The organism is Sphingomonas sp. 1F27F7B (assembly GCF_005503355.1).
GTDB lineage: Bacteria > Pseudomonadota > Alphaproteobacteria > Sphingomonadales > Sphingomonadaceae > Sphingomonas.
This window is the reverse complement of the sequence record NZ_SCMK01000005.1, coordinates 21,845-35,359: the sequence shown is the minus strand read 5'-3', so window position 1 is coordinate 35,359 and position 13,515 is coordinate 21,845. Positions and strand designations below refer to the sequence as shown.

10 protein-coding genes are annotated in these 13,515 nt (G+C 68.3%); 8 read left to right on the top strand and 2 right to left on the bottom strand.

Going from position 1 to position 13,515, the window contains the following annotated elements; all coding sequences use genetic code 11:
• Nucleotides 1-54 precede the first annotated feature (54 nt).
• From FFS08_RS05990 to FFS08_RS05955, 8 genes are all read left to right on the top strand, one after another.
• Nucleotides 55-1,437, top strand: a complete 1,383-nt coding sequence (locus FFS08_RS05990) for a cytochrome P450 (RefSeq protein ID WP_171012492.1) — start codon at nucleotides 55-57, stop codon at nucleotides 1,435-1,437.
• A 122-nt stretch (nucleotides 1,438-1,559) separates the two neighbouring features.
• Complete coding sequence (locus FFS08_RS05985; protein WP_137863938.1) at nucleotides 1,560-2,177, top strand: class I SAM-dependent methyltransferase; 618 nt, start codon at nucleotides 1,560-1,562, stop codon at nucleotides 2,175-2,177.
• A gap of 80 nt (nucleotides 2,178-2,257) precedes the next feature.
• On the top strand, nucleotides 2,258-3,478 hold the full coding sequence (locus tag FFS08_RS05980; RefSeq protein WP_137863939.1) for an NADP-dependent isocitrate dehydrogenase: 1,221 nt from the start codon (nucleotides 2,258-2,260) through the stop codon (nucleotides 3,476-3,478).
• 220 nt (nucleotides 3,479-3,698) lie between these two features.
• Nucleotides 3,699-4,523 (top strand): chromate resistance protein ChrB domain-containing protein, encoded by an 825-nt coding sequence (locus tag FFS08_RS05975; protein WP_137863940.1) that lies wholly within the window; start codon nucleotides 3,699-3,701, stop codon nucleotides 4,521-4,523.
• Nucleotides 4,520-5,920 (top strand): chromate efflux transporter, encoded by a 1,401-nt coding sequence (gene chrA / locus FFS08_RS05970; RefSeq protein WP_137863941.1) that lies wholly within the window; start codon nucleotides 4,520-4,522, stop codon nucleotides 5,918-5,920. Before FFS08_RS05975 ends, chrA begins: the two co-directional genes overlap by 4 nt.
• Before the next feature lie 175 nt (nucleotides 5,921-6,095).
• Nucleotides 6,096-7,895 (top strand): cation:proton antiporter domain-containing protein, encoded by a 1,800-nt coding sequence (locus tag FFS08_RS05965; protein ID WP_137863942.1) that lies wholly within the window; start codon nucleotides 6,096-6,098, stop codon nucleotides 7,893-7,895.
• 72 nt (nucleotides 7,896-7,967) lie between these two features.
• Nucleotides 7,968-8,480 (top strand): hypothetical protein, encoded by a 513-nt coding sequence (locus FFS08_RS05960; RefSeq protein WP_137863943.1) that lies wholly within the window; start codon nucleotides 7,968-7,970, stop codon nucleotides 8,478-8,480.
• Between the two features lie 2 nt (nucleotides 8,481-8,482).
• Nucleotides 8,483-8,995, top strand: coding sequence for a hypothetical protein (locus FFS08_RS05955; protein ID WP_249341202.1), 513 nt, complete (start codon nucleotides 8,483-8,485; stop codon nucleotides 8,993-8,995).
• An 18-nt stretch (nucleotides 8,996-9,013) separates the two neighbouring features.
• Here FFS08_RS05955 and alaS read toward each other — a convergent pair whose 3' ends face one another.
• Both alaS and FFS08_RS05945 read right to left on the bottom strand, forming a co-directional pair.
• Complete coding sequence (alaS, locus tag FFS08_RS05950; RefSeq protein ID WP_137863944.1) at nucleotides 9,014-11,665, bottom strand: alanine--tRNA ligase; 2,652 nt, start codon at nucleotides 11,663-11,665, stop codon at nucleotides 9,014-9,016.
• 508 nt (nucleotides 11,666-12,173) lie between these two features.
• Complete coding sequence (locus tag FFS08_RS05945; RefSeq protein ID WP_137863945.1) at nucleotides 12,174-13,421, bottom strand: M24 family metallopeptidase; 1,248 nt, start codon at nucleotides 13,419-13,421, stop codon at nucleotides 12,174-12,176.
• Nucleotides 13,422-13,515: the final 94 nt, after the last annotated feature.

Genomic DNA, 13,515 nt, shown 5'->3' with positions numbered 1-13,515 from the left:
TCCGCGGACCCGTTCGGGCGTAGGGAACGCGGCATCGTCACCGGGGGGACTGCGATGCTGACGGGCGAAGCGTTTCGCAACCTTGCCGAAAGGGGGAGCCCCTCCTCTTCGCCCTTCCGTCCGCCCCATCCCGAGCCGCTCGCACGCGCCCTGCCCTGGCGGATCCTGCCTGCCGCCATGCGCAATCCGATCGCGGCATGGCCACGGGCGCTGTTCGAGGGAACCAGCTGGCGCCCGCCCTTCCCCGGCGCGCCCGTATTCCTCACCGATCCCGCCGCCGTCCGTGCCGCGATGGTCGAGCATGCCGAGGATTTCCGCCACGGCAACCTGTGGCGCCGGGTGATGCACCCCGCCTGGGGCGAGGGGCTGGTCGCAGTGGAGGGTGCCGAATGGCGCTGGCAACGCCGCGCCGCCGCGCCCGCCTTCCGCGCAGCCCAGATGGCGGCCCTCGCGCCGCGGATGCGGGCGGCCGCCGAAACCGCCCTGCTGCGCTGGCGCCACGCCGCCCAGCCGATCGACATCGCCGCCGAAACCGGCCGAATCGCCTTCGACGTGATCCTCGACACCGTCCTCTCGGGCGGCGAGGATTTCGAGCGCGCGGCGACCGAATCGCGCGTCGCCGCCTTTCTCGGCCAGCTCGAGCTGCGCCGGTGGAGCTATCTCTTCCTCCCCGATCGCGCCCATCGCGGCAAGCTGAACGCGCCCGCGCCCGAGGCCGCGCTGCTCCGCGCCGATGTCGATCGGATGATCGCGCGCCGCCGCGCCGCCCTGCCGCGCGGCGACCTGGTCGACCTGCTGCTCGATGCCACCGATCCTGAAACCGGCCGCCCGATGGAGGACACGCTGCTGCGCGACAATCTGCTCGGCTTCATCCTGGCGGGGCACGAAACCAGCGCGGTCACGCTCGGCTGGGCGCTCTGGCTCGCCGCCAGCCATGCCCCGACCATCACGCGCATCCGCGCCGAAGTCGAAGCGGTCACCGCCGGCGCGCCGATCGCCTCCGAGCATCTCGACGCACTCGTCTTCACGCGCCAGGTGATCCAGGAGACGCTGCGCCTCTATCCTCCCGGCTATCAGCTCACGCGCGTCTGCGAGCGCGATGCCGTGATCGATGGCTGCAGGATCCGCGCCGGCACGCGCATCCTGATCCCCGTCTACGCGCTCCACCGCCACCGCGCCCATTGGCAGGATCCCGACGCCTTCGATCCCGATCGCTTCGCGCCGGGCGCGCCCGCGCCCGACCGCCATCTCTACATGCCCTTCGGCGCGGGCCCGCGCATCTGCCTGGGCGCCGCCTTCGCGATGACCGAGCTGGCGGTCACGCTCGCCACGCTCGTCCGCGCCGCGCGCTTCACGCCCTTGTCGACACCGTTCCCTGTCGCCGGCGCCAGCATCCGGCCGGGCGGCGGGCTGCCGATGCGCGTGGAATTCCCCTGAGCGCCGCAGGATTTGCCCACAGCGCAGCTGCGCGGATGCGGCGAAATGCAACCGCGGCGCTTGCATGTTCGTTCGAATTGCCCAAATGCCGCGACTGTCCCCAAATTGTAATAAGGTCGCTCATGCCCGCTTCCACTGCCGCCAAGGCCCGCACGCGTCACCGCCGCCCCGCCGGCACGCCGTCGCCCTGGGGCATGTTCTTCCGTGGCTTCCTGAAGCGGCCGGTGATGGTCGGCGCCGTCGCGCCCTCGTCGCGCTTCACGATCAACAAGATGCTGGCTCCGGTCGACTGGGAGAACACGAAGCTCTTCGTCGAATACGGCCCCGGCGTAGGCACCTTCACTCGGCCGATTCTCGATCGCCTGGCGCCGGACGGCAAGCTGATCGTGATCGATACCAATCCCGATTTCATCCGCTATCTGAAGCAGAGCATCGCCGATCCGCGCCTGATCGCGGTGCAGGGCTCGGCAGCCGACGTGAAGCAGATCATTGCCGATCACGGCTTCGAACACGCCGACTATATCGCATCGGGCCTGCCCTTCTCCACGCTGCCGCCGGGCGTGGGCGACGCGATCGCCAAGGCCACGCGCGAAGTGATCCGCAAGGGCGGCGCCTTTCTCGTCTATCAGTACAACCCGCGCGTGAAGAACTTCCTCACTCCGCACTGGTCGCACATCGACCATGCGATGGAGTGGATCAACATCCCGCCCGCACAGCTCTGGTGGGCGTGGAACGACTGACCCTGCGCGCCGGGGGTGCTTGATCCCCCCGGCCCATGCTCCTAGACGCTCGCCAAACCCCTCATAAGGAACAGCGAGCAATGGCGAAGATCAAGGTTGCAACGCCCGTCGTGGAGATCGACGGCGACGAAATGACGCGGATCATCTGGCAATGGATCCGCGAGCGCCTGATCCTCCCTTATCTCGACGTCGAACTGAAATATTACGACCTCTCGATCGAGAATCGCGACGCGACCGACGACCAGGTGACCATCGACTCCGCCAAGGCGATCCAGCAGTACGGCGTCGGCGTGAAGTGCGCCACGATCACTCCGGACGAAGCGCGCGTCGAGGAATTCAGCCTCAAGAAGATGTGGAAGTCGCCGAACGGCACGATCCGCAACATCCTGGGCGGCGTCGTCTTCCGCGAGCCGATCGTGATCCGCAACGTTCCCCGCCTGGTTCCGGGCTGGACCGATCCGATCGTCGTCGGCCGTCACGCGTTCGGCGACCAGTATCGCGCGACCGACTTCAAGGTGCCCGGCGCCGGCAAGCTCACGATGAAGTGGGTCGGCACCAATGGCGACGAGCTCGAATATGAAGTGTTCGACTTCCCGGCCGCCGGCGTCGCCATGGGCATGTACAATCTCGACGAGTCGATCCGCGACTTCGCCAAGGCGAGCATGAACTATGCGCTCGACCGCGGCTGGCCGCTCTACCTGTCGACCAAGAACACGATCCTCAAGGCCTATGACGGCCGCTTCAAGGACCTGTTCCAGGAAACCTTCGACGCCGAGTTCGCGCAGAAGTTCAAGGATGCCGGCATCGTCTATGAGCACCGCCTGATCGACGACATGGTCGCCTCGGCGCTCAAGTGGTCGGGCAAGTTCGTCTGGGCCTGCAAGAACTATGACGGCGACGTGCAGTCGGACACGGTGGCCCAGGGCTTCGGTTCGCTCGGCCTGATGACTTCGGTCCTGATGTCGCCGGACGGCAAGACGATCGAGGCCGAGGCGGCGCACGGCACCGTCACCCGCCATTATCGCATGCACCAGCAGGGCAAGGCGACCTCGACCAATCCGATCGCGTCGATCTTCGCCTGGACCCAGGGCCTGTCGTTCCGCGGCAAGTTCGACAACACGCCGGACGTCACCAAGTTCGCCGAGACGCTCGAGCAGGTCTGCATCGAAACCGTCGAGAGCGGCAAGATGACCAAGGACCTCGCCATCCTGATCGGCCCGGACCAGCCCTGGATGACCACCGAGCAGTTCTTCGAGGCGATCCGCGAGAACCTCGAGGCCAAGATGGCCGCCTGGGCGTAGATCGGCCGCGGCACCGACGAAGGCAGAGGGGGCGCGCGACCGACGGTTGCGGGCCCCCTTTTTCATGCGCGCCGCCATGCCCTCCGCATCGCCCGGCACGGCTCGACTCCGGCGTTGACAATCGCGACCCCGGTGCGCGAATTTGCAGGCATGGGGAATGCGATCTCCCCACGAGGCGCCAGCCAGAGAATCGCGTCCTGTTGCCAATGAAGGACGCACCATGCCCGCGCCGAACACCATCACCGCTGACAAGCTCGCCCGCCTGATCGGAACCCCCGCCGCACCCGCTCTCGTGGATTTGCGCCGCGATCCGGCCGGTCGCCGCATTCCGGGCGCGCTTCCCTATCTTGCCGACGCGATCACCGATTGGGGTCGACCGCTCGCCGGCAACTCGGTCGTCGTCATCGACGAGGACGGCGGCACCGCCTGCCAGGGCATCGCAGCGTGGCTGCGCAGCGAAGGCGTTGCGGCGGAAACGCTCGAGGGCGGCCATGTCGGCTGGACCGCCGCGGGCCTACCCTTGCTCACGCTTGATCGCCTGCCGCCGCGCGACACGGAAGGCCGGACCCGCTGGGTGACCCGCGCACGCCCGAAGGTCGATCGCATCGCCTGCCCCTGGCTCATTCGCCGCTTCGTGGATCCCCTTGCCCGTTTTCTCTTCGTGCCGTCCGCCGAAGTGACGGCAGTCGCCGGGCAGTTCGGCGCCGCACCTTTCGACATCGCGCAGGAAGGCGTGTTCTGGAGCCACCGGGGCGAGTGCTGCACCTTCGATCTCATGGTCGAGGAATTCGGCCTGGCCGGCATCCCCGCATTGGCCCATCTCGCCAGGATCGTGCGCGGCGCGGACACCGCGCGCCCGGACATCGTGCCGGAAGCATCCGGACTGCTCGCGCTCTCGCTGGGCCTCTCGCGCCTGTATGCCGACGATATCGAGCAGCTCGAGGCCGGAATGCTCCTCTATGACGCGCTCTATCGCTGGTGCCGCGATGCGCGGGCGGAAACGCATGACTGGACGGCGCATGCGCCGCGCGAGGCGCGGGCATGACCGGTCTCGCCGGCCGATCCACCGCCGCGCCGGCGCGCCCAGGGCCCGTCTCGCTCGGAGAGGCCTTTCGCGTCTGGCTTCGCATCGCCCTGCTGTCCTTTGGCGGGCCGGCAGGCCAGATCGCGGTGATGCATCGCATCCTCGTCGAGGAGAAGCGCTGGATCGGCGAGCAGCGATTCCTGCACGCGCTCAACTTTTGCATGCTGCTGCCCGGACCCGAGGCCCAGCAGCTCGCCACCTATATCGGCTGGCTGATGCACCGCACCAGGGGCGGCATCGTCGCCGGCACGCTGTTCGTGCTGCCGGGCATGGTCTCGATCATGGCGCTCAGCTGGATCTATGTCCTCTATGGGCGACTCGGCATCGTCTCGGCGCTGTTCTTCGGGCTCAAGGCGGCGGTGCTCTCCATCGTGCTCCATGCCGTGCATCGGATCGGCAAGCGCGCGCTCCGCAGCATGGCGACTCTGTGGCTCGCGGCGGTCGCGTTCGTCTCGATCTTCTTCCTCGGGGCGCCGTTTCCCGCGGTGGTGCTCGCTGCCGGCGCGATCGGCTATGCGGCCGGCCGGAGCGGGATCGCGGGCTTCGACGCAAGTATCGGCCATGGCGCCAGCGGGCCGGATCCGGCCGATGGCGATACCCTGCTCGGCGAGGAACTGCCGGCGCACGCCCGCCCATCGCATCGGCAGGTTCTGCGCGATGCCCTGGCCTGTCTGGTGCTGTGGCTGGCGCCGGTGCTCGCGCTTCTCCTGCTGCTCGGACCCGACAATGTCTTCACCAGGATCGCGACCTTCTTCTCCGCGATGGCCACCGTCAGCTTCGGAGGCGCCTATGCCGTGCTCGCCTATGTCGCGCAGGAGGCCGTGCAATCCCATCATTGGCTCGGCCCGGGCGAGATGCTCGACGGCCTCGGCATGGCCGAGACCACGCCCGGGCCGCTCATCATGGTCCTGCAGTTCGTCGGCTTCCTCGGCGCCTATCGCAACCCGGGCCTGCTCTCCCCGCTATTGGCCGGGACGCTGGGCGGGCTGCTGGCCACCTGGGTAACCTTCGTGCCCTGCTTCCTGTGGATATTCCTCGGGGCGCCCTTCATCGAGCGCATGCGGGGCAACCGCGCACTTGCCGGGGCACTCGCGGCGGTCACCGCCGCTGTGGTCGGCGTGGTGCTCAATCTCGCGGTCTGGTTCGCGATCCATACCCTGTTTCGCGAGACCTGGAAGCTGCGCGCGGGCCCGCTTGCCTTCGACGTGCCGGTGCTCGGGAGCATCGACGTTCCGGCCGCGCTTCTGGCGCTGGCGGTCGCCATCGCCATGTTCCGGTTCAGGCTCGGCATGATTCCCGCGCTCGCCGCCGCCTCGATGGCCGGCGTCGCGCTCCATCTGATCGGTGTGATCGATTGAAGACCCCGGGGTGGCGCAAAAATGCTGCCCCGCACGTCTTGCAATGTGGGACCGCCCATGCTGCCCTTGACCGCATGGCCAGAATCCCTTTCCGCCCCCCCATTTCGCCCTTCTCCTGCCCCGCCTCCCGCATTCCGGCCAACAGCATCGACATTTTCGGCCGAGCCTCCGGCCCATGCTGAACCTCGGCAATCACGGCCTCAGCGACGCGCTGGTGATCCTCGGCGCCGCCGGGCTGGTGATCCCGGCCTTCGCCCGCGTGCGGATCAGCCCGGTGATCGGGTTCATCCTGGTCGGCGCGCTGGTCGGCCCGTTCGGGCTGGGCAGCCTCGTGCCGACCAATCCCTGGCTCTATCACATCACCATTTCGGACGCGCATGCGATCGAGCCGTTCGCCGAGTTCGGCATCATCCTGCTGCTGTTCTCGATCGGCCTGGAATTGTCGTTCAAGCGACTATGGTCGATGCGCACCCTCGTGTTCGGCGTCGGCGCCACCGAGCTGCTCGGCGCCGGCCTCATCCTCGCCGCCGTCCTCTACCTCACCGGGCTCAGCACCGGCGGCGCGATCGGGCTCGGCCTGGCGCTGGCGCTGTCCTCCACCGCCATCGTGCTGCCCATCGCCGGCACCACCAGCGCAGTCGGCCGCTCCGCCTTCGCGATGCTGCTGTTCGAGGATCTCGCGCTCGTCCCGATCATCTTCCTGCTAGGCGCACTCGCTCCCGCCGCGGGCGGCGAGGCCGGCTGGATCAAGCTCGGCGTGACACTGGGCTTCGGCCTGGCCACGGTCGCGGTCCTGTTCATCGGCGGGCGGATGCTGCTGCCGCGCATGTTCGCCCAGGCGGCACGCACCAAGAGCCCGGAGCTGTTCCTCGCTGCCAGCCTGCTCGTGGTGATTGTCGCCAGCCTGGCCACCAGCGCGGCCGGCCTCTCGCCAATCGTCGGCGCGCTGATCGCGGGCCTGCTGATCGCCGAGACCGAATATCATGGCGAAGTCGAAGCGATCACCGCGCCGTTCAAGGGGCTCGCGCTCGGCGTGTTCCTGATCACCGTGGGCATGCGGCTCGACCTCGACTTCATCGTCCACAACTGGGCGCCGCTGCTGGGCGCCTCGCTGCTGGTGATGCTGGTCAAGGCAGCCGTTACGACCGGGCTGCTCCGCCTGTCGGGCGCACGCGCCGGCACCGCGGCGGAAGCCGGCGTGCTGATGGCGAGCCCTTCCGAGACGACGCTGATCGTGCTCGGCGTGGCCGGCGCGGCGGGGCTGATCAGCCCGAGCACCGCCGCCTTCTGGACCACGGTCACCGCAATCGGCCTCACCGCCACGCCGCTGCTCGCCAAGGCGGGAAGCGCGGTCGCCCAGCTGATCGAGCGCTCGAAAATGGAGGAGGCGCCCGATCCCGCGCTCGAGGAAGTACAGAATGGCACCGTCATCATCGGCTTCGGCCGGGTCGGCCGCACGGTGGCGGACATGCTGCGCCGCCACAACCTGCCCTATATCGGCGTCGATGCCGATATCGACAACGTCAACGCGGCGCGGCGCGGCGGTTACAACGTGCTGTTCGGCGACGTCACCCGCTCCGAGCTGGTCGACAAGCTGAACCTCGGCCACGCCAAGGCGCTGGTGCTCACCATGGACGATCCGGTGCTCACAGTGCGCCTCGCCAAGCGCGTGCGCGGCTGGGTGCCCAACCTGCCGATCATCGCCCGCGCCCGCGATTCCGGCCATGCCGCCGAACTCTATCGCGCGGGTGCCAGCGAGGCAGTGCCCGAGGCGCTGGAAAGCTCGCTCCAGCTCTCCGAAGTGGTGCTGGTCGATCTCGGTCTCGCCGTGGGTCCGGTGATCGCCTCGATCCACGAGAAGCGGGACGAGATGCGCAAGAAGATCAAGGAAGTCGCCGGCATGGATCGCGAGCCGCGCTTCCGCCGGGTCCGCACCGAAAACGGCGACTCCGGGGAAGGGAATGCGCCGGCCTGACGCCGATTGCGCTTGCCCGCCGGGCGGCCGCGGCGCATCTCTGGCGCCTGTTCTCGTTCGGAGAGTTTGACGATGTTCCTCAGCCTGCTGCTCCTTGCCAATGCCCCCGCCGGCCAGGCCGCCGATCCGATCGAGCCCGCCCGCGCCGGCCAGTATCAGTGCGTGGTGCCCAATCGGGAGAAGAAGACCTGCCTCGGCACCACCAGCTACAAGATCACCGGCGGCAGCTATGAATCGACCACCCGCCTCTTCCTCGCGCCCAAGCCGCTGGTCACCATGGAGCTTCACACCCGCGGCACCATCGCCGACGGCAAGCTGTGCGAGACAGTGAAGCTCGCCGATTTCCAGGCGGGCACGGTGATGCTGAACGGCGCCCCGGCCGACGAGAACACATCGGCTGCCGTGAAGAGCCAGCTCACCGCCGCCGTCGCCGCGCTCGACGGCAAGGCCACCTGCTCCACGATCAAGCCCGCCGAGAGCGGCCTGCTGCTCAACGAACTCACCGTGGACGGCACCGTCCGCGCCGATCTCAGCCAGAAGTTCATCTGGGTGAGCGAGAAAGACGGCTACGGCTTGGGAATGTGACGATGATCGCGACTCTGCTCCTGCTCGCCGCCGCCGCGCCGATGCCCGGCTCCGACGCTCTCGCCCCGGCACGCGCCGGTAAGATCCGCTGCGTCGGGCCCGACACGCGGGCACGCACCTGCGCCACCATGGTGCGCTACACGGTGCACGAGAATGATAGCTTCGACGCGGTGGTGACCGGCGTCATCTCCACCGAGCCGACGATCCTGATCGAATATCATATCTCGGGCCAGGTCGAGGATGGCGCGGTCTGCTCCACCGTCCGCCCGGTCGACTTCTCCTCGGGCAAGCTCAGCAAGGATGGGGTCGCGCTCGCGCCGGCGCTGGAGACTTCGATCCGCGAGCGGCTGATGCTCATGCTCCAGCCGCTCGCCGGCAGGAAGCGCTGCTATCGCGACAAGGTCGATGGCGACGGGATCGTATCCGACATCACCGTCGACGGCCTCGTCCGCGCCGACATGAACCAGCGCGCCCTGTGGGTCTCGCCAGAGGACGGCTGGGCGCCGGGCATGTGATCCGCGCCCCGCGGCGGTTCAGGCCGCCGCGGTCGCCTCGGCCAGCGCCGCCTTGACCGCGTCGAGCGCGGCCGCACCCTTGTCGCCGTCCGGCCCGCCGCCCTGGGCCATGTCCGGGCGGCCGCCGCCGCCCTGACCGCCCAGCACCGTCACGGCGATCTTGACCAGGTCGACAGCATTGGCCGCCACTCCGTCGGTCACGCCGACCGCCACCGAAGCCCGCCCCTCATTGACCGCAACCAGCGCGACCACGCCGGCGCCGACGCGCTGCTTGGCCTCGTCGACCGCACCGCGCAGCGCCTTGGGATCGAGCCCGTCGATCACCTGGCCGATGAAGCTGATCCCCGCGACCTGCTCGGGACCGGCGGCCGGGGCGGAACCGCCGCCGCCCAGCGCCAGCGCCTTCTTCGCCTCGGCCAGCTCGCGCTCGAGCTTGCGGCGTTCCTCGACCAGCGCGGCCACGCGCGCGGGCACTTCGTCGGGGCTCGCCTTGAGCGCGGCAGCCGCCTCGCGCAGCTTCTCGTCACGCGCATTGAGCCAGAGCCGCGCGCCTTCGCCGGTCAGCGCCTCGATCCGCCGTACGCCCGAAGAGACAGCGCTCTCCGAGACGATCTTGAAGATCGCGATGTCGCCCGTGGCATTGACATGGGTGCCGCCGCACAGTTCGACCGAATAGGACGAATCCGCACCCAGGCCCATCGAGAGCACGCGGACCTCGTCGCCATATTTCTCGCCGAACAGCGCCATCGCGCCCGCCGCGATCGCATCGTCGGGCGTCATCAGCCGGGTCTCGACCGCGCCATTGTGACGGATCTGCGCGTTCACATCGGCCTCGATGTCCGCGAGCTCGTCGGCGGTCAGTGCCGAGGGATGCGAGAAGTCGAAACGCAGCCGGTCCGGCGCCACCAGGCTGCCCTTCTGCGTCACATGCCCGCCGAGCCGCTTGCGCAACGCCGCGTGCAGCAGGTGCGTCGCCGAATGGTTGGCGCGCACGCGGTCGCGGCGATCGGCGTCGACCGTCAGGTGGACGGCATCGCCCACTGCGATCTCCCCCTTCTCGATCTTGGCGTGATGCGCATGCAGGCGCCCGAGCGGCTTGGACGTGTCGTCCACCGCCGCGCTCGCCTTGTCGTTCCAGATCACGCCGGCATCGCCCATCTGCCCGCCGCTCTCGGCATAGAAGGGCGTCTGGTTGGTGAGGATGGTCACCACATCGCCGGCGCCGGCCTTCTCCACCTTCGCGCCGTCCTTGACGATCGCCAGCACCTGGCCCTCGCCCTCCGTGCCGACATAGCCGGTGAACTCGGTGCCGCCGAGCTCGTCGGCCAGATCATACCACAGCTCTTCCGAAGCCTTCTCGCCCGAGCCCTTCCACGCCGCGCGGGCGGCACGCTTCTGCTCGGCCATCGCCGTGTCGAAGCCGGCGCGGTCCACCGTCATGCCCTGGCCGCGCAGCGCGTCCTCGGTCAGGTCATAGGGGAAGCCGAACGTGTCGTAGAGCTTGAACGCCGTCTCGCCGGGCAGCACCCCGCCCTCGGCCATGCCCTGGGTCGCCTCGTCGAGCAAACGCAGCCCGTTGGCGAGGGTTTGCCGGAAGCGCGTCTCCTCCTGGAGCAAGGTCGCCTCGATCAGCGGCTGGGCGCGGACCAGCTCGGGATAGGCGGCACCCATCTCGGCCACCAGCGCCGGCACCATGCGGTGCATCAGCGGGTCCCTGGCGCCGAGCAGATGGGCATGGCGCATCGCGCGGCGCATGATGCGGCGCAGCACATAGCCGCGGCCTTCATTCGCCGGCAGCACGCCGTCCGCCACCAGGAATCCCGAGGAGCGCAGGTGATCGGCGATCACGCGGTGGCTCGCCTGGTTCTCGCCCGTGGTCGCGGCGCCGGTCAGCGCGCCCGATTCGGCGATCAGCGCCTTGAACGTGTCGGTATCATAATTGTCGTGGACGCCCTGCAGCACCGCGGCGACGCGCTCCAGCCCCATGCCCGTGTCGATGCTCGGGCGCGGCAAGTCGCCGATGATCTCGTCATTCTCCTGCACGAACTGCATGAAGACGAGGTTCCAGATCTCGACGAAGCGATCGCCATCCTCCTCCGCCGATCCCGGGGGGCCGCCCCAGATGTGATCGCCATGATCGTAGAAGATCTCCGAGCAGGGCCCGCACGGGCCGTCCGAGCCCATCGCCCAGAAATTGTCCTTGGTCGGGATGCGGATGATCCGCGCCTCGGGCAGGCCGGCGATCTTCTTCCAGAGCTCGAAGGCCTGGTCGTCGGTATGATAGACGGTCGCGGTCAGCCGCTCCGCCGGAATGCCCCACACCTTGGTGAGCAAGGTCCAGGCATGGGTGATCGCCTGTTCCTTGAAATAGTCGCCGAAGGAGAAATTCCCCAGCATTTCAAAGAAGGTATGGTGGCGCGCGGTATAGCCGACATTATCCAGATCATTGTGCTTGCCGCCGGCGCGGACACATTTTTGCGAGCTGGTCGCGGTCGAATAGGGACGGCTCTCCAGCCCCGTGAAGACATTCTTGAACGGCACCATGCCCGCATTCACGAACATCAGGGTCGGATCATTGTGCGGCACCAACGGGGCGCTGGGAACGCGGGCATGACCCTGGCCCTCGAAATAGTCGAGGAAGGAACGGCGGATATCGTTGGTGGACGTCATACGCGCGACTTAGTTGCGCACGGCGTTTCGCTCAAGCGAAACACTTCGATCAGGGTGAAAGGTCCCGCAACTGTGGCGCGGACGCCATTGTCGTCGAACCGTCAGCCCGATGGCGGCGATCCCCTCGAGACGACCTTCTCTTCGTCACCTCCGCCAACTCCGCTCCCTCGTCGTCCTCGGCACCCCTCTCCCTCATCGTCCCCGCCAGCCCCCCTTTTCCGTCATCCCCGCGCAGGCGGGGATCCGGAGTCACGGGCGATACGGCGGAGAAACCCTGGGTCCCCGCCTGCGCGGGGATGACGGTCATGGGATCATATGCACCGAGCGCTGGCCTCCTGCATTGCAAAGCAGGACTTGATTTATTCTACCCTTGCCGATGCCGTCGCAAGGATCCTCGATGCCCCCGCGCGCACGCATCTTCCAGGGCCGGGTTCGAGTTTCGAGGTCCGGAACCCCAGCCTGCCGTGCCCTCAACTTCCCAGACTTTCGAAGCCACCCTACGGCCATTTCACCCCATCGGCGCGTCGATCGACCGGGGCGGCTCGCTGAACCATTTCGGCCCGCCATCGGTCATGTGGAAACAATCTTCCAGCCGCACGCCGAAGCTGCCGGGAATGTAGATGCCCGGTTCGTTGGAGAAGCACATGCCCGGCGCCAGCTTCGTCGCCTCGCCGCGCACCAGGTTGACCGGCTCGTGCCCGTCGAGCCCGATGCCATGCCCGGTGCGATGCGAAAGGCCGGGCAGCTTGTAGTCCGGACCCCAGCCGAGCGAGGCATAATAGCGGCGCACCGCATCGTCGACGCTGCCGGCGGTCGCGCCGAGCCTGGCCGCGGCGAAGGCGGTTTGCTGGCCCTGCGCCACCTCGTCCCACACCTTGCGCTGCCCGGAGGTAGCGGTGCCATGCACCCAGGTACGCGACACATCGCTCTGATAGCCCTGCACGGTGCAGCCGCAATCCATCAGCACGATCCGCCCCTCGGCCACCGGCGAAGGCACCTTGGTGCCGTGCGGATAGGCGGCGCCCTCGCCCACCAGCACCATGCTGAATTCGGGGCTGCCGCCCAGCTTGCGCGTCGCCGCGTCCATCAGCGCGGATACGTCGCGCTGGCTCATTCCCTTCTCGACGCGCGGATGGACCCAGCGATAGGCGGCGATCGTCACGTCGGTGGCAAGCTGCATCAGCGCGATCTCGGCCGGCGTCTTGATCATCCGGCAGCCGCGCACCACCGGGTTCGCCGAGACCACCGTCAGCCCGGCCCGCTGCAGACCGTCGACCGCGAAATAGCGCACCGTCTCCTCGATGCCGACCGGCAGCTGCGCGAGCTTGCGGTCCTTGAGGAAGCCGGCGACCGTCTTCAGCGGATCCTCGTCCTCCTGCCACACCCGGACCTCGGCGGGAATCGCCAGTCCCTCGCGGGTGCGCGCTTCCTCGAAGAAGGGCGTCACGATGCACGGCTCGCCCTCGGCCGGCAGCACCACTGCGGTCAGCCGCTCGCTGCGGCCCCAGCGCAGGCCGGTGAAATAGACCAGCGACGATCCGCCCTCGATCAGCACCGCGCCGATGCCGTTCGCCCGCATCAGCGCCTGCGCCCGGTCGAGCCGTGCGGCGCGCTCCGCATTGTCGATCGGCACGGCGGCCCCGGTGATGTCTTGCAGCGCCGAAAGGTCCGGCTCGGCGGCGCGCAGCACGCCGGGAAGGGCAAGCAGCGGCGCGGCCGCGGCGGCACGGACAAGGGCACGGCGATCGAGGCGCATCGTCATTCTCCGGAAAGAGCGATGCATGCGATAGGACCCCTTCGCGCGCCGCGGCAATACCCGCCGTGCATAGGGGCAGCACGCATCGGCTGGC

What these genes read in the sequence shown, in the direction of transcription:
- FFS08_RS05990 (WP_171012492.1), top strand. Translation starts at nt 55, where the DNA reads ATGCTGACGGGCGAAGCGTTTCGCAACCTTGCCGAAAGGGGGAGCCCC.
- FFS08_RS05960 (WP_137863943.1), top strand. Translation starts at nt 7,968, where the DNA reads ATGTTCCTCAGCCTGCTGCTCCTTGCCAATGCCCCCGCCGGCCAGGCC.
- FFS08_RS05985 (WP_137863938.1), top strand. Translation starts at nt 1,560, where the DNA reads ATGCCCGCTTCCACTGCCGCCAAGGCCCGCACGCGTCACCGCCGCCCC.
- alaS (WP_137863944.1), bottom strand. Translation starts at nt 11,665, where the DNA reads ATGACGTCCACCAACGATATCCGCCGTTCCTTCCTCGACTATTTCGAG.
- FFS08_RS05975 (WP_137863940.1), top strand. Translation starts at nt 3,699, where the DNA reads ATGCCCGCGCCGAACACCATCACCGCTGACAAGCTCGCCCGCCTGATC.
- FFS08_RS05965 (WP_137863942.1), top strand. Translation starts at nt 6,096, where the DNA reads ATGCTGAACCTCGGCAATCACGGCCTCAGCGACGCGCTGGTGATCCTC.
- FFS08_RS05945 (WP_137863945.1), bottom strand. Translation starts at nt 13,421, where the DNA reads ATGCGCCTCGATCGCCGTGCCCTTGTCCGTGCCGCCGCGGCCGCGCCG.
- chrA (WP_137863941.1), top strand. Translation starts at nt 4,520, where the DNA reads ATGACCGGTCTCGCCGGCCGATCCACCGCCGCGCCGGCGCGCCCAGGG.
- FFS08_RS05955 (WP_249341202.1), top strand. Translation starts at nt 8,483, where the DNA reads ATGATCGCGACTCTGCTCCTGCTCGCCGCCGCCGCGCCGATGCCCGGC.
- FFS08_RS05980 (WP_137863939.1), top strand. Translation starts at nt 2,258, where the DNA reads ATGGCGAAGATCAAGGTTGCAACGCCCGTCGTGGAGATCGACGGCGAC.